General features: G+C 56.3%; 9 protein-coding genes. 3 read left to right on the forward strand and 6 right to left on the reverse strand.

Going from position 1 to position 17165, the window contains the following annotated elements; all coding sequences use genetic code 11:
• Window positions 1–68 precede the first annotated feature (68 nt).
• From HOLFODRAFT_RS25835 to HOLFODRAFT_RS21645, 6 genes are all read right to left on the reverse strand, one after another.
• Window positions 69–1256, reverse strand: a complete 1188-nt coding sequence (locus tag HOLFODRAFT_RS25835; protein WP_005034579.1) for a PD-(D/E)XK nuclease family protein — start codon at window positions 1254–1256, stop codon at window positions 69–71.
• Window positions 1256–7516: a DEAD/DEAH box helicase gene (locus tag HOLFODRAFT_RS0215090; RefSeq protein ID WP_005034581.1), complete on the reverse strand. Its 6261-nt coding sequence runs from the start codon at window positions 7514–7516 to the stop codon at window positions 1256–1258. Before HOLFODRAFT_RS0215090 ends, HOLFODRAFT_RS25835 begins: the two co-directional genes overlap by 1 nt.
• Window positions 7517–7518: 2 nt before the next feature.
• Complete coding sequence (locus HOLFODRAFT_RS0215095) at window positions 7519–10623, reverse strand: hypothetical protein (protein ID WP_005034583.1); 3105 nt, start codon at window positions 10621–10623, stop codon at window positions 7519–7521.
• Window positions 10624–11549: 926 nt separating this feature from the next.
• Entirely contained in the window at window positions 11550–12770 is a 1221-nt protein-coding gene (locus HOLFODRAFT_RS24110; RefSeq protein WP_005034585.1) for a methyltransferase domain-containing protein, read from the reverse strand.
• Between the two features lie 420 nt (window positions 12771–13190).
• Complete coding sequence (locus tag HOLFODRAFT_RS0215110) at window positions 13191–14105, reverse strand: ImmA/IrrE family metallo-endopeptidase (RefSeq protein WP_005034587.1); 915 nt, start codon at window positions 14103–14105, stop codon at window positions 13191–13193.
• On the reverse strand, window positions 14089–14487 hold the full coding sequence (locus HOLFODRAFT_RS21645; protein WP_005034589.1) for a helix-turn-helix domain-containing protein: 399 nt from the start codon (window positions 14485–14487) through the stop codon (window positions 14089–14091). Before HOLFODRAFT_RS21645 ends, HOLFODRAFT_RS0215110 begins: the two co-directional genes overlap by 17 nt.
• Window positions 14488–14639: 152 nt before the next feature.
• Here HOLFODRAFT_RS21645 and HOLFODRAFT_RS21650 point away from each other — a divergent pair, with 152 nt between their 5' ends.
• The 3 genes from HOLFODRAFT_RS21650 to HOLFODRAFT_RS0215135 all read left to right on the forward strand — a co-directional run bounded on the left by HOLFODRAFT_RS21650 (window position 14640) and on the right by HOLFODRAFT_RS0215135 (window position 16826).
• Complete coding sequence (locus tag HOLFODRAFT_RS21650; protein WP_158412968.1) at window positions 14640–15161, forward strand: multiubiquitin domain-containing protein; 522 nt, start codon at window positions 14640–14642, stop codon at window positions 15159–15161.
• Between the two features lie 349 nt (window positions 15162–15510).
• Window positions 15511–16029 carry a hypothetical protein gene (locus tag HOLFODRAFT_RS21655; RefSeq protein ID WP_005034595.1) on the forward strand — a complete coding sequence of 173 codons (519 nt, stop codon included), beginning with the start codon at window positions 15511–15513 and terminating at the stop codon, window positions 16027–16029.
• Window positions 16026–16826, forward strand: coding sequence for a HesA/MoeB/ThiF family protein (locus HOLFODRAFT_RS0215135; RefSeq protein ID WP_005034598.1), 801 nt, complete (start codon window positions 16026–16028; stop codon window positions 16824–16826). The genes HOLFODRAFT_RS21655 and HOLFODRAFT_RS0215135 overlap by 4 nt, the downstream gene beginning before the upstream one ends.
• Window positions 16827–17165 lie beyond the last annotated feature (339 nt).

The following is a 17165-nucleotide window of genomic DNA, read 5'->3' on the forward strand; positions in this document are numbered from 1 at the left end:
ATCCGCTTGGGACATCCAGTATCTCAAGCATCCGGAATATTTTCATTTGAGGGAAGCTTGGGGATCGTTCATCCCTTCTGTATAAAAAATCGCGGCTGAAGTGCCCTTGGTTTCTGGCGGTTGGGCCAATCGGCATGGAATGCCTGTGGGTGCAGGCGCATGCCATGCATGCGGATTTCGCTGGTGGGTTGAAGGTCGAAGGCAAAAAGGCGGTCCCCAGGGTCCATCGTGCCAAGGTCAAGAGTTGGTGGCAGCCATCTTATTATCGATTCAAGCCCGTTGACCGTCACAATTCGTACACCCCCTGCCCCCGGGGCTCCGCAAGGTGCTCCCCAGGTATCAAAGGGAATCGGGCGGGGCTGGCCGGACCGATTCGGCCACCATTTTGGGGCAGACTGTAAATAAGCTGGGCATGCCGGGCGCTGGCGACAACCCACACAAACGCTGCCGGGGGTGGCGTACTGCTGAGCATCGAGTTTGCTGCCAACTGGAAAGATTGCAGCCGAGTGCAACAGGGCCGTTTTTGCCCTTTCGCGCTCTGCATCGCACCATGGCACTTGCAGTCGCCCCCATCCTCCCTGCAGAACCGCCGCAGCAGGCTTACCGGTCAGGGACTCGGCCATGAGGAGGTACATCCACATCTGCCAGACCATGTGGTCAGGGATGCGGCCCTCCTCATCGGGGAGTACCCCGGACTTGTAATCCGTGATCAGGATCGAGCCATCCGAGAGCTCCCGGGCTTCATCGACCCGGCCCGCCAAGCGTAACGAGTTGCAAACCCAAGTGACCTCCGCCCCTACGGCAAAGGAGTCAGCCCTTACAGAATCGGGATCCTGTTCCCCACACCCAAGAAACCCTTTTCCAGCTGGCGGACTGTATGCCAGGGGCGCAGCATTCCGTGCCCAATCAAGCAATCCTGCAGCTTTTGCGGCCCATTTGAGCCTGCCGAAGGAAGAGACAAAGGGAACCAGAGTCGCGTATTCCGGATTACCCGCAAGCTCCGCCTCACGATCCTCCGTCATGGACCGAAGACGAGCCCGCGCCTCCTCCCGCATGGAGGGACCGACTTCCCCCTTTGCCAGGAGCATATGACGGACCTCATGCAAGAAGGTTCCCGCGACCGATTCCAAAGAATCGGGAAGGATGCCCCCCCGGGCAAAGGCCCGGAGGGGGCAGGACTTCAGATCTTGCCAGCGGGAGGGAGAGAAATACCGCCGAGCCCGAAACGATTCCAGAGGTGCTGGAAGAGGCTTCATCAGGCATGACCGTCAGGATTCATGATTTTCTCTCTCACCAGCACCTGGCGGCGTGCAAGGTTGAAGGTATCCCAAGCTAGAACACGCGATTCCGGGCCTTCCTCCTTGAGGACTGCCTCGTATGCCTGACAAAGCAAATCACCCTCCAAGGGACCATCCTTGTCACTCCAGTCCCAAAGCGGATGGGTGACTAGAACCCAAGGGCTCCGAGGCTCTCTATCACTGCCCAAACGGAAGGCGGGAAGGCGTCCCATCATTTTAATGCCATCCGGACTATTGAACTTTGCAGCGATCTGCCGGGCAAGGGCCACGGCCATCTCGGGCCAATCGGTGAGGCCTGGGAAGCTCTCAAAATCCCCATCCAGCCCGCACATGAAGGTTCTGTCAGTCATCACCTTCAGATAGGTCAACCCCAGCCGCCAGTCAAGTAGCCCATGATAGGGCTGGTTGCCATAGCGGAGCATACACCGATAACAGGCCGTGTCGCATTGCCCGTGCTCCTCGGAGTCCAGGAATTTGTTGAGGGGATATTGCTCCGGATCCTCAAGCATGGACTTGATCATCCGGAGCACCCTGGGGCTTCCGCCATCCACGCTTTCCAGCTCTTTGCAGAAGCCGGCCCCGTTGACTAGGCGATCCGTGAGCTGAAGAACCGGCATGCGAGCATCCACATCCCCGTACAGCCGGGGCTCCAGCACATCAAACTCCTCAGGGTCCAGGTCCATGTCCAAAGCGGCCCGGTTGGCAACAAGGAATGCCGCAGAAAGAGCAGCCGCCCTGACACCGGCCCACCGCACCCGGTGGCCAAGACTATCCGCACTGCTGCATCTGGCGGGCATCCGATGTAAAGCCAAGCCGGGGCGGTCGCCGTCCGGTGAAAGGAAGAGGGCATCAGTCGTCTTCCGTGCAGCCAGCCAGACAACCTCCTCCGCATCAACCTGGCTGAACGTGAATCGCCTTGTCAACTCAGAGTCTTTAAGCAGAGACTGGTGACGGATCTCATTCCTTCCAAAATCCACCGACCCGGTCCTCAATGCAAACCCCTGGAGGCCACCATCAACTTTAGGCCCCCTATTGAGCCTAAAGGTGCTGGCCGTGGAGAGGAATGCCGTGCGGATCTGCATGTCACCCAGAGTGGCCGTCTGGAATTCCAGGTGCTGACCCTCCGCTTGGATGGAACGGTGCCTGACACCATCTGAAGTATCATCCCTCTTGTATTTTGGCCAGAAATCCGTGCGAAAGGCGTGTGGGGTGACACACAGGAAGGAAGGCGCCCCCCCCAGCGGATCGCCACACCCTTTACAATTGAATTCTGCTCCAGTCTCTTCAACCCGGGCCCAGGCATTACATGAAGGGCACTCGACAAGCCGATATTCCTCGGCCCAGGGACTTTCGGGATGCGGTTTGATCATCCCTTTCCCCACGGGTGGAGCCAGGTCGGGCGTCAAGCCGATGCAGCGGTGTTCCTGCTTGTCCAGAACCACTGTGGCCCCAGGTGCGAATTCATAAATGGCCACGTCAACATCCCGGTCCACGGTCCGCCAGTCTTGGGGGCCGCTCCCCTTGGAGAGGCCCAAATACAGATTACGGACCCTGGTGGGCATCCCGAACATGGGCAGCCACCCCCTTTCGGCCAGACTGTGGGCGACCCCATCCCGCCTTATGCCATCTTCCATGGCCTGATCAACCGCTTGGATCATTTCTGCGGGCGGACACAGCGTGAAAGAAGCCCCAACCGGACTGCCCTGCAGCAGGAAGGAAACAAAGGCCCCGGCGTCATCGCGGGTGCGTTCAAGGTGCTTTGCAAGAAGCGCATGCCATTCTGCTTGTTCATCCACACACCACAGGGCTGACGGAAGGAACTCACCATGAATGTCGGGGGGCGACATGACATCACCCGGATAGACCCCGTAGCCCCTGACCTCCTCACGCAGGGAGGCAAAGGCCTTCCCGAACCAGTACTTCCTTGCAAAGCGCCAGGGAATGTCCTTTACGTCCCGGGTCAGGACAGGCGTGGGGGGGATATCGCCCGTCATCCGCTTGGGTTCCTGGAAATAATACAGGTCATGGCTCTTCATGCGGCTGAGGGTCAGGGCGATGGAAAAAGCCTGGCCCCGTCGCCCGGCCCGACCCACGCGCTGCTGGTAGTTGAAACGCTGAGGTGGCATGTTGCCCTGCATGACCGCCTGGAGGGGACCGATGTCGATCCCCACCTCCATGGTGGTGGTGACAGCAAGAAGATCGATCTCGCGTGCAAGTTCTCCGATCTTCCGGGAATCCAGGTTGCGTGACACATCTTCACCGGTCTCGTCGGGGGGCTCACCTCCTTCCTCCCCACTGTCCGGACCACCCTCAACCTCAAGATCCAGGTCCAGGAAAACCCCTTTGAATTCTTGCTGACGACGGGCCGGGTCTTCCGTCTGCCCGGTGAGCTCTTCACAGTGCATGCGAGTGACGGCGAGACTGCTGTTGGCCCTCCTTCCAAGGAATTGCCTCTGCTGGAGTGCCCGGACCGTCTCCGTCGGCTCCTTGGGGAGCTCCCGACAACAGCGGGTGCAACATCCGGTACCGGGATGGAGGTGGATCCGCCCGCATCCTCCGCATCTCCAGACGCCGTCTTCCGGCTCTGCAACCCGGATGGCCAGGGCACCGACATACACCTGGCCCTTGTAATGACCCGATCGCCTCAACTCCCCCAATGCACTGTTGAGAGAGTCCACCGGGGAATCCGGCCAGCTAGCTTGGGCGAACTTTTTCAGTCGGGTCGGCGCCTGCGCAAAAATTTCGATAACGGCTGGATCTTGATCCTCCGGCAACTCATAGGGGCTTGGATTCAGGCTGTAACAATCGGCCAGGACACGGATGACCGCGGCCAACTCCTTGGCCCTCCTCCGGGCATCTTCACCATCGCCCCCGCTGCGGAGCGTCGGGTATCCGATGCCTGTCTCCTCCAAGGCAAAATAGGTCTTCCGGAAAATGACCCCACCGATTTCTTCTCGGAGAACCTCAAGCAAGTGGCTTCGTGCCCTGCCCAGAAAATCCTCCTGGGGTTCGTCGATTGCCCATCGGACCTCATCCGATTCAATCTCAAAGAGGTCATTCCACTTGAAATATCTGGACTGATTACCCACCTCTGCCTTGATTGATTTTTTCCCGGATTCATCAAATGGATGAATTCCACACTTTACCAAAGCTGACAATAGCGGGAGAACAGGCTTGCTCCAATCGGTTGTCCCAGGCCGCTCCAAAATAGCATTCAGATCAACAACTTGTGAATCAGCCCCTCTGAGTGCCCTGATCCGTTCCTGGACTTCTGCCAGAAGTCCGTCGAATTTGGCATTTCTTTTGGGCATGGACAAATATTGTAATTCTTCTTCTTCCAGCTCTTTGAGCTGCATGTCATTCGAGATGCAAGCGCTCTCCCTAAGAGCCTTTACCAGGGAGTCCCGGATGGCCTCTGAGTGATGATTGGACTCAATGGAGATCGCCCCTTTGGCGGCCGCCTGCCGGGAGTCATAAAAGCAGACCAGCTTCGGGGAGTCATTCCCACCGAGTCGTTGAGCCTTGAAAAGCTCTGCTGCCAGCAATTCAGTCGTCTTTCCGAAGCCTGTCCTGAAACCGCGAATGGGCGAAAGCCGCTGCTCGCTTTTCCTTCTCTTGTATGACGTTCCACACTTGGGGCAGGCGAATGGCGCATGACTCCCTGGCGTTTGATTTGTTCGCCCGTGAGCTCTCCTCCTCGACGCTTCTTCACTTTCACGCCTGTAAAGTCGGCCCCGGACCCATCGCTCCCCCTCCCGGTTCCCGCCAACCGCCCGGGGCGTCTGCAGACTTCCAGTGAGACCGTCCAGCACGTAGGCGTCCCAGCCAAGGCTCGCCGGGTTGAAGTTTGCCGAGGCAGGCAGATCATCAGGAGCACACGGGTCTGTGTCACGTGGCCAGAAGACCCCGTACTGGTCGTAGCTGTAGTCCTCAAACCGACCGGTTGCGGATTCATCCGGAAGCCCTTCCAGGGCGGGTTCATTGGGGAGAAGTTCAATGTGTTTTGAAGTCTGCCCCTTCATCCCCCCAAAGAAGAGTTCCCCACAGGCCTCGCAATACAGCAATTCCAACTTGCGGGCGCCACCGGCCTTCTGTTCCTTTTCGATGCTTAATCGAGCGGGATCAACCACCTTGCCGCCCTCTGCGGAAGCAGGCGCGTACACCCCCTCGATGGTTCGGAAGAAGGTGTGGAGCCGGAAGGACTGGGGCACAGGATTGGCCGCCCCGCCCTGGCCCTTCAGCTCCTCCTTGAACACATCCCCGGCGGCCCGGACCAGCAGCAAAGCCCGAACTGCGGCTGTCCGCTCCTCGTCATCTTTTAACGCGTCGAACCCGGAAAACAGTTTGGTGCCGATCTCCCCCAGGTGGTGTGCCCTGACCCTGCCAGACCGCCCCACCGGGCCAGGTTCCCAACAGGCATACGTCAACCGCTCCGCAACCGACCGCACACAGGCTTCGATGGTCTGGGGGAGGCTGGACTTCGGCTCACTCAGAAGCTCGCAGGCCACCGCCTGCCATGCATGAGCCCCCTCGCCGCCTTCGCGGGGAAACACGAGGCTTGTAGGAAAATCCCATCCGAGTTCCGGATCCCGGGGCTCCCCGATTTTGCAAGCCTTCAATAAATCCAGGAAAGGACGAGGATTCATGGGCTGGGGAGGGTCGGACTCGGTGTACGCCGACGGCACTTGGTCACCGGAGACGATGGCCTTCTTCCATTTTTCCCGACCTAAGGATTCTTCATAGAATCCCCCCCCGAGCCCGCACGAGCCGAACATGTCCCACAGGAACTTCGCACTCTTTTCGGCCTCCTCTTCGGGAGCGTCCGGCAGCGAAGCACTGGAGGCCAGGATCCGGAGTTTTCGCAGCTGTTCCGGGGTTTCCAGTCCCAATCGGTGAAACAGGAGCCTCAAGAGACAGGCGACTTCAGTGCCTGCCGACCCGCGCTGAAGGTGAAGTTCATCCATCACCAAATAGAAGTACGAATCATCCTCCTTCAACCACTCCCGGGTCTTGTCGAAGATGGGGGCATCCACTTCCCGGTTGAGCATGGCACTGAGCATGCTGACGTTCGTAATGAGGATGTCGGGCGGCGCAGCCTGCATGTCCCAGCGAGTGATAAGTTCTCCGCCATCCACGGAGGGGAACAAGAATGGGGTCTCGTCTCCGCCACAAGACGCGGCAACCTCAGGCTGGCCACCGACCTGAATTCTAGCCTTCCGCTGGCAGGACTCAGCTTCCACCACGGCGTTGAATTGCTTCTGCAGGGCGCTCTTCAGTCGCTCCAACTCTCCCTCTTTAAGTTTTTTCTCATCTTCACCCAGACTGTTCGCGGGGGGCGAAAAAAGTCTCTTCAGTCCGGGATGCACCTTGGAGAAGCCGGTAACGGGGGCGGCTCCGGTGTACCGGCCGAAAAAAAGCCTGTTGCCGTTAAAATAACGATCCATGCAAGCTCTGGCCTCCCGGCTGTCCAGGGCCTTCCGCAATCGAACCATCTGGTCTTCAACCAGGGCATTCATGGGATAAAGAATCAGGGCTCTCACAGCCTGTGGCCGGTTTTCACCTGACCGATGATGCATATAGGGGGAATCCTGCCCATTGGTCTTGTGAGGCATGTTCGAAAATCCCAAAACGCTCGGAACCACCGCCCCGGCATTTTTCCCTTGGGTGACTGTTCTGGTCTTCGGCTTCCCCGTTGCGGGATCGTGCCACCATCGCGTTGCCAGGTATCCCGCGTCAGGTGCAGCCCAATTGGCCTGTGCTTCCCGGGCGATGGTCGCCAGGACGGGGAGAAGGAAGGACTCCGTCTTGCCAGAGCCGGTTCCTGAGGTCACGATGCCCGGTCGGCCCGGCGCCGTGCCTCGCTCCAGCATTTCGACCTGATGCCTGTACGGAGGATATGCACTTTTCCTTAACCCGGCATCCCCTTCGCCCAAGAAAAGCCCCGAGCAGGCAAGCTGCACAAATGCCTCCCGCGCCTGCGGAGAGAGTGTCTTCAGGGGTTCGCCGTCACCGATTCCATTCCACTCATGAAAGCTCGACTCATGCGACTGGTAGCGTGGAATAGGCTCAAGGAGGGGGTCGGTGCAAAGCCCTCCGGCCTTGCGGAGCAGCCTCCGTCGTGCCGCAGCAACCTCCGGATCGGCGATCCTGAACGCCGTATCCAGATAGCTGATGTAGTATTCCCTGATGTCCTGAAAACTGCCGACCGGATCGAACACGACTACTCCTCGCAATACCAATCAGTGGGAAGGACTTTCTTGAGAATCCGGGAAACATGGCTCCCGAAGGGGTATTCATACGTCCAGTCAATCCGGCTACCATCGGATTGCCTTTGGAGAGGATCCGCATTCGGAAACACAGGTCCAGGAAGGCCGGCCCCCAGGAGGGTGCAGAATCGACCGAAACCCAAAGGAAGATGGACTGGGGATTGCCCGTTACTCACCAAGCATCCATCCTTTCGAAGAACGAAGGGGGAGACACCACGCAATTGGCTTGCTGCAAGCAAAGCCCAAGTCCGGTTGTAGGTCCAGAGTCGAGAACGCCCGCCCTGCAGGACTTCCATGATCCGCCCCCTGTCGCATTCCCGAAACCGCACGGCAACGCCTTCTGCACTGACATGCGTTTCACCCCTGGCAAATCGGGATTTCCCCCAATCCCAGGTGCCAATTTCCTTCCATTCTGGCGGTTCCGAACCGCCAAATCCCATACTTTGCAGGACGAGCCCGACATCCATGCCGGGGGGATGAAGATCCAAGTCCTGCCAATCCAACCATTGCGGAGGCGCCAGCTCCGCCTGTTTCCCCATCTCAAGAAGCTCTTCCAGAGCCCCTTCAAACCTGAGGGTGGTTGGCTGCCATGGGTGGCGCCCCAAAATCTCCTCGGAGGCCACCCCAAGGCACCCCGCTTCGGCCCTCACCCGCCCCAGGCGGGCTGAAGTCACTAGGCCAACCAAGGTAGCGACGACACTCCCTGCCCGATACCAAAGAGCCAAGCGGGGTCTGCGGGCAACCACCACTAGGCTCTTTCTCTTGGGATGCCGGAGCAAGTCCAGCATCCCCATTTCGCACCAACTTCTGAGAATCTGTTCCTGAACCCCCCACGAAGCTTGCCCTGTAATGGCACCAATGATGCTCCGAATTTCTTGATAGGTAATCCCGCTGACCTTCACCGATCTTGCCGCCAAGGCATCAAGGCCCTGCTGGAGTTGATCTGTCGGCCTTGCCGATCCAATCAGCGACTTACGACAGGCTTCCAATTCGAGAGGCTCACACTGAATGATGTGAGCACCCGGAGTGGGTCCGGGCTTGCCCTTGCTTAGTTCCGTGAAGGCGGCATGCACCGCCCGGAGGCCTTCAGGTGCTTTGGCGAGGTCCTCGTACCTCCCCCTCCCGGCCACATACAACCGAGTCTTCGCACCGAACGCATGCCTCCAGTGGCGCCTGTCCCCTTTGTGAGCCGACTGTATGGCTGCAGGGGGAGTCGGGCTCCCAGGATCCCCGATAAAAATGATCGACGAGGGATGATTCAGTCCCCCGGTAACCAACCACTCAAATCCCTGTTTTGGCTCCAAGGACATCACCCCCAATCCCGGTCCGAGGTAACGGGCCGAGGGGTCGAAGCGAACAAGATCGTCAGAAGGTTCCATACCAGAATTCAGGATGCCGAAGGGAACCTCGTGTCCAGCAGCGACCGCTAACTCCCCGCGGTGCTGCCGCCCCCCCGAAGCTTCCACCGAATATCCCGCCAAACTTTGTCCGACTGGACGGTAGTCATCAGAAAGCACCCAACCATCCAGATGCAGGCGGGTTCCCGCGGTCAAATCGCCCGCCCCGCTGTTCGAAGTCCACTCAGCCTTGCACTCGTAGTCGCCCGCGGGCAAGTCCCCAGGGAGTGACCAGAGACCAGTAACATCCTCAAACGCGCACTGGAGGTTCACGCCACCCCCCCGGAGCCACACCCTATCAGCCCCACGAGCGGAAAGTTTCGGGAGCATGCCGGGAAAGAGAAAATGCCCGCCAGGGACCTGTATCCCTCCACGAATCGCCACAGACGGCCGGGGCATGGTGGGTTGAAGGGCCAGGACATCTTCCAGCCCCCGAAAACTCTCCCCCTGCCGCCTGATTTTGCAATTCCACAGCTCAAACCACCCATCGACACAGGCCTTGGAGGAGCTGCCCGAAAAAGCAGCCTGAAAGGCCGGAAGGCGATCTTCCCTTACCAAGGCAATATCGCAATCCTGGATATGATTCCCTGTCACGGGTTCCAACCAGGATGCGTCGATCCGACGCAGGACCAACACCCCCTGAGCGACCATGTTGCTGATCCGGAGTGAGAGCCAGGGCGGCGGCTCCGGAAGAAATACGCTCAGGCCCGGAGTCTGCCAACCGCCGCATCCATCGGCCAACTGAAGCCATTCATCCGGCAAATCACCAGGGTCATCGAGTGAATGGCCCTCTGGGATCGAGGCGCCCGCACGACCCAGCACAACAGGCTCCAGGCCGTCCTGAACCTGAACGAACATCAAGGTCAGATTGTGTCCGCTCTCAGGCCCACCCTCCACTGGCACCAATCCCAAGGCCTCATCATGAATCACCCTCCAAAAGGGACTGCATTCAGCTCTCCCACCCTGTGCCATGAAATTATTAAAGTCATCCAGTGCGCCCTTGAAATCACTGGAAAAACAATTACGAGAAGCCATGAGTCTAGAAAGCACAGCATCTACAGGAGGTTCCATCCCATATACCCCTAGCTTAAACAGAATATCTATAAGCTGGTTCCGATCAGGGCGGGACGGGAAAGCGATGAAAAACGAGTAGCCTATATTCTTTAAATACTGCGATCCTGATGTTGAAGGAAGCCTCAAAGGTCGTCCGCCGCCGAGACCAGCCATCCGGCGCCTCCACACTTCCAAGTCAGCCCACATGCCGGGCAAAAACCCAAAAGTGCCCCTTTGCCCAAACAAACTCTCCCAATTATCGTGAAAACCCCTCTGAGCATCAGGATATCCGGACGCAACAAGACAGGTGGACCACAATAGCGCAAAAAAAAGGGGCGGAGCACTTGACTCTGTCTCGAAATTTCCACTCACCGTTCGTGCGAACGCCTGCAATCCAGCATCACTTATCTGCTTGCGAACACAATCAATAAATCCCTGCAACACCCTATCGGCGCCGCCAAGATTCTCTATCCCCAGCAATTGCAGAAAGCAATCTTGATTACAGGAGAACCGTTCAACAGGTTGCCAAGAAGAGGAACCGCGGCCGGAAAAACAAGCGCCCAATAACCTATGGTTCCAATCCTTATACGTCCAGCTGCGCCAAGGCATGCATGTCCTCCGTTCGCCAAGATCGTTGTAAAGCAAAGATAAAAATATCACCTACACACTGTCTATACATCATGCAATCCCAACACCACACAAGTCCCGCGATTCCCAACGTCAACATCATTTCATTCAATTTCAAAAACCATAAGCAAGATATCAAAAGCTAGATGAATTCCAATCACCTGATGCTAAAGCAATATAAGCCTCAATGATTGACGCATGTGACCCATGCCACACCCACCTTGTTACATGCATCGAACCTGACCTAATCATCGGGTTCTCGAAAAATCATTGAGACCTGCACCACTGTTGGGAATTATTAGCTTCATGGCATCACCCAATGGGGACCAAGCAACCAAAGCTCTTTGATGTAGGTGGCATTCGGGTGGAGATCGGGCCCCCGTTCGACGGATGGGGGCCTTGTCTTTGTGCACGGCAGGTTCGCGGGTCGGCCTGGTTCAATGCATCGGTGCCGATGCTGCGCGCGGCGATCGCGATTTTTGGTGTGTTTCCAGCACGCGTGCGTGACGTCGTAGGCTGATCACCGGTAGGCTCATGGGTCGCTGGAGTTCACCCATGAGGAAACAAAAAATCGAACCGACACCGGAGGACAGTGTGCTTCCGGGAAGGGTGCGTGAATAGCGGGGCCAGTGCCCGATAGGCTCTTGGGGTCTCTGGAGGCCCCATGGTCAGGTTCAGGAAAGACCCCCCGCAGGATCGGGTGGATGCGGTGACCCTGGCCCGGGAGTTTAGGGCTGCCCGGTGGCCCGGGCGCTGACCATCGACTACACCGCCTTGCGGAGGCGGACCGAGGGCGCCGAGGAACACAGACTGGTGAAGCCATTCAGTCGCTTCGAACGGCTCACATCGAGAAGCCGCTGGCTCTTCCGGGGAATGTCTTGCATTATGAATTTGACGTTCGATATTGATCAAATAATGCGGTTGACCTGTTCGGAGTTGACATTATCAAGTGATGCAACTGTTTTGATTCTAGAACATCTCTGTTCAAAGTCGCTAATGCGTTCTTCCAGTTCCTCAAGAAGAAAAAGATCCAACTCTCTGTTGTCGGCGTCATCAGATATGTATATAAAACCAATTGCACCAGAGTAACCAATCAGAATTTCCCCAGATTTGCTCTTGTCGAAATATTCAAATTTAGAACACTTCACACGAATAGGCGTCCCCATTGATACGAATAGAGCTTCTGCAAGGGTGCCATTATGTACCCCGACTATTCTAGTCTTTTCGAGTTCTGATTTGGCTAAAAACGAGAGTACTTCCCCAATTTTGATGCGGCCTTTGGTTTGATTTAAACAAACAGTCATTGTGAGTTTATTTTTAATGCCATTTGCCGTTTGCTCAATCAAATGTTTTGATTTTTTTAGAACAGGATGAAGTCCAACGCTTTCTGTTATGCGTATCCATTCGAGAATGCCTGGTGCAGTGTCTCTGCGATCAACGGTTATCAAAATGCCATTCGGTACAAGTTGTTTTACCAGTCTGAGGAACAAGGGACTTGACGTTAAAAATTTTTCATAATAAACGTCAGTTTTTAATAAAGAATTTGACTTTGAATTGCTGACGATGTCGACATTGCAACTTGTGAAATAACTTTCAAGTGCTTCTTGCATGCTTGTTATTGCAAATATTGAATCAAATTTTTCACTATCGTAAGAAGCAAGAAAGTTTTCTAAATTATTTACTTGGAAATCGATATTTTTAATACCGAGAATATTTGCCCTTTGTTTTGCAATAGAAATTGAATTTTCACAAGGATCAATTCCGATAATATGGGTATTGGGGTAAAGAATTCCCATTAAGCAAGTAAAAATCCCATTGCCACAACCAATTTCAAGCATGTTATCGCCGATATCAAATTCGGACTGAATTACGGCAAGAGTGACTGCTTCAATTCTTGATTTATCAAATTGCGAAGAGCAAACATTGCTTAACGATAAATTTGAGTTCAAGATTGAATAAAATGTCTTGCTATCTCCTGTAGATGTCATCAAATTGATTTTAAAATGTTTATAAACATAATCAAAAAATGCTGTCGGGTTTTTATCCACGCTTTTCCATGGTTGCAAACCCATTTTTTTTAGATGGGAGTTGATAAACGCGATTGGGTTCTTTTTTGCCTCGTTGTTCACAAGTCACTCCGTATATATGGAGATAGTAATGCGAGGTTTGTTTTATGCGCAACTAATTTTTCATGTTTGTCAGAATCAATGGTCAGTATTCAATTCTGACTCGCTCCCACGTCGTATTCTTGAATCCTGGGGCCTTCTCATTTGCGCAAGGCGAGGCAGCCCATAGGCTTTCTCTAGGCGGTGCGTATTCACGGCCGGGGTGTACGCAAATTGGATTCCTTGTCCCTGGACGGGGCAGGGGGGATGGCGTCCATCAAGGAGCGGGACCCTGATGAGCGCAACCTCCTGCAGCGCTTGGGTGATTCATGGGTGGCCTAGGAGGATCCTTCACTTATCGAGCGGTCTGGCAACGTCCCAGGCCGGATTGCCTTCCTGGAAGGCTGAGGGATGGGTAAGTATTGACTGTTTCGAGTGCCCAGCCTAAAAAATTACCGTTTGAGAGGTGATCTCTTTGACCGTATGAACAAGAATTAATATGTTGAATGGCGTTTTGAATGCTTCAGCCAAACACTCATGTTGACTGCCGTTCTTGTCCCGTATTTGAAACGAGCGTGGCGAAGTCATTTTTCGGGCATCGAGGGGGATGACGCTCCATAGGGGGTGAGCAATGTTGATTTCCGTTTCAGCAGGCATCGCGAATTGATACGCGAAGGATGGCGAAGCTTGGAGTCTCCGGACGACCGCGTGTGAGTCGCAGCCGGGACCAAGTTCGACGGGGTCAAGAATGTAAACAAGACATGGTTGGGGATGGGTCCTTGCGTATTCCCTGGTGGAGGCGTAGACGGAGGCGCCGAATTTCTTCGCCAGAGCCATGGGCGCCTTAATTCCAACCTCAGCATCTGCGGCCATCCTGGAAAAGGTATCTCCTTGGAAGAGGATGAACCTCGCGAAGTTATTAGCTTCGCGCTCGAATAGGTTTGCGACGTCGGGAGAAAGGGTGGTTTCGGAATCCTGGAAAATGGTAAACAGCTTCTTGTGGTAAGGAATCTCGTGATGGCCTGTTTCGTGGAGTTTTAAAAACGATTGTTTTGTTTTTACAACCGTATCGTCAATGTGTATCAAATTTTCGCTTGAATCATACAGTCCGAGAATTTTTTTAACAGCGGATGTTAAGCGTACCTTCGCCTCGGCGGCCTTGTGCTGAAGGAAGGAAAACAACTGTATCGGATCGAAAAGACTCGATGGCGCCACCGTGAGGTTCGCTGCCGAGAGGATGTCATCGACGGGGGTGGGGAACCGGTTCCAGGCGGAAGCGCGGTTCAGAAGGGCTTGAGCGCGCTTTTCAACGGCCCTAAGTTCGTCCGGATCGAGGTGGCTGTCATTTGGTCTTACCACTTGAGTGCTTCCTGCTTCTCAGGTATTCCAAGTAATTGATTAGTTCAACTTCCTCTTCTGACGTCAGATTGTGATCCGCGAAGGTCGCGACCCTGCCATGTCGTTGGTCATCCCCGCGGGCCTTGGCGGGAGTAATATGTCCCGCCAGTTCCATTATATAGCCATAATCGATTGCGTAGACCTCGGAAAGGGCGTGCAGCACGTTGGGCGATGGCTGCTGAATCTTGTTGTTTTCGATCTGGCTCAGGTAGGCGTTGGAAACTTCCTTGTCTGTGCCCTCCTCTACCTGGCGGAGAGTCATCCCCCTATCTTTCCGGATCGAAGCGAGATATTGGCCCAGGGTAACCCCTTGTGCCCCTGGTCCACCAGTGAGCGTTGCCATGACCGTACCTCCTCCAGTTGCGTGACGCTTCCCAATTCTAGGCCCATTCGCTTAGGAGAACAAGCATGCTTGAATTTTGCTTGACATACTTAGCAGGCGTGCAATACGCTGCGTATGTGGCTACTGGGGCCCATCCTGTTGGGGGAGATAAGATGACGAACGAACACGAGATATCGAAATCCGAGGAGGCCGAGGTCGACATCCTTTCCTACGCCGGACGGGGGGAGTTGGTGCCACACGCTCCCTTCTACCGGGTGGTCATTGATGGGGAGAAATACCGGGTCGAGACATCCACGCCGACCGGCAAGGCGCTCCTGAACTTGGCCGGGAAAATCCCTTGCAACTTTGATCTCATCGCCGAGTTCGCGCACCACGAGAACGACGTCATCGACCCCGACGAAGTGATCGACCTCCGCACGCGCGGGTTGAAGGGCTTCATCACGGCCCACAAGGAGATCGTGACCATCTTCGTCCAGAGTGACCCTTACCGCATTGAACGGGGGGGGCGGACCGTGGCCGAGATCCTGGCGCTGGTCGGGAAGACCCCCGATGGGTACATCCTCCTGCAGGAGAAGAACGGGCCGCCGGTTCCCGTTCCGGAGGATCGGCCGGTCTCAATCTGCGGGGGTGAGCTGTTCTTTGTCCAGGTCAAGTCCGGTGGGTCGTCTCGATGAGCTACCCAACGGAACAGATCGTGGCCCTGAAATCCTATGGGGATAGGCTGAGCGCTGTGACTGAGGGGGGGATGACGTATTTCCTCCTGGAAAACCTTCGGCTTCCAGATGGATGTAATCCTATAAGTTGTGACGCGCTGCTGTGCCCGGCGCCCAAGGATGGGTATCCGTCCCGCCTCTACCTCTCCACCCAGGTCGGATGCGGATTCCCCAGGAACTGGAATTGCTCGAACGCGAGGATCGTGGACCGGAACTGGTTCGCGTTTTCTTGGCGCGTCGAGGGGACGGCGTTGACGCTCCAGGAACTCCTGGTCGCACACTTGGCCGGCTTCGCGAAGGTGGGGTGACCATGGAAATCAAATTTCCAGATGCTCTTTACTGTCAGATCATGGAAGACCTTCAGCGGCCACACCCGTTTGCTTTGGAACGGATCGGTTTCGTTATGGGCCGCATGGGCACTTCGGACGGGCAGGCGCGGTTCATCATGCTTACCCGCTATCTCCCCATGCCTGACGACCATTACTTGAACGATCCAAAGGTTGGCGCAAGGCTTGGCCCAGACGCAATGGCCGCCGCGATGCAGGCGGTCTATCAAGGGCGTGCCGCCAAGGAAGGGATCTTCCACATTCATCTGCATGACCGTCGGGGTGAACCTCTGATGAGCGCCACGGACCGCGCCGAGATCCCGCTCCTCATCCCAGGGTTTCAGGCCGTGGGGCCTAATGCGGCCCACGGGATCATCATCCTGAGCCCGAACCACGGGATCGGTTGGGTCTGGCCGCCACGGGCCGGAGAGCCGGTTCAGGCGGAGACCCTGAGTGTTATCGGGACTCCGGTCCATGTTTTCATGAAAGGGCGCGTGAGATGAACGACCGGTATTCCCGGCAGTCCTTCCTTGGTCCAGACTCCCAGGACCTCATCGGAAACGTGACCATCGGGATCCCGGGCCTTGGTGGTGGGGGGTCCCACATCGTTCAGCAACTGGCCCACGTTGGCTTCAAGAGGTTCGTCCTCTACGATTGGGACACGGTGGAAGCCTCCAATTTGAACCGGCTCGTGGGGGCGACCAGCGTAGACCTCATGGCCGGCACGCCAAAGCTCCACCTGGCCAAGAGAATGGTATACGGGCTTCAACCGGATGCGATGGTCGAGGCATACTCTTGCCGATGGCAGGAGAATCCAGTAGCCCTTCGGCGATGTCAGATCGTCCTGGGGTGCGTCGACAGTTACAAGGGGCGTGAAGAGCTTGAGATTGCCTGTCGGCGTCACTTGGCGCACTACATCGACATCGGCATGGACGTGCATGGGGAGCGGGACCCCGTAATCGGGGGCCAGGTGATCCTGTCTTCACCAGGTGGGCCGTGCATGCGGTGCATGGGCTTCCTGACCGAGGATGTCCTCGGCAGGGAAGGCGCAAAGTACGGGGCCGCGGGACCACGCCCTCAAGTCATTTGGCCGAATGGGGTGCTGGCGTCGACAGCTGTAGGGCTTGCGGTCGATCTGGTCACGGGATGGACGCGGAACAAGCGGACCCATGCCTTCCTTGTTTATGACGGAAACGAGGGGACCCTTGCGCCAAGCTTTACGCTCCGGAACCTGCCAAAGGATGGGTGTCCCCATTTCCCGAGTGGTGAAGTCGGCGATCCGATTTTTAGGCCGCTATAGAAGCCCTATGACCTGTGGATGCGGTGGATGTTGAACGAAGCCGCTCCGCGGCGGGGGTGGCGCCGTGTGGCGGGCCCGCGCAGTAAGAAAGCTAGCAATTCCATGTAAATGAAGGCTCCTTGGTCATCGCGATGTTGACGCATCGCCAGACGACTGTCAAGCGACATGAAAATTAACCCACCCGGCGACACGAATATTGACCCCCTTGTTGTATGAGCCCGTGGGGTGTCTGGAGCGTAGGCCGTAGGCCGAAGCGGAGGACACCCCACTGGGTGCGGCTCAGGTGGTGGCCGCTGGCACCGGGGCCGGGACGATCCCGGCTCGGCGCTTCTCCCGCAG

The sequence above is a fragment of the Holophaga foetida DSM 6591 genome, assembly GCF_000242615.2.
Taxonomy (GTDB): domain Bacteria; phylum Acidobacteriota; class Holophagae; order Holophagales; family Holophagaceae; genus Holophaga; species Holophaga foetida.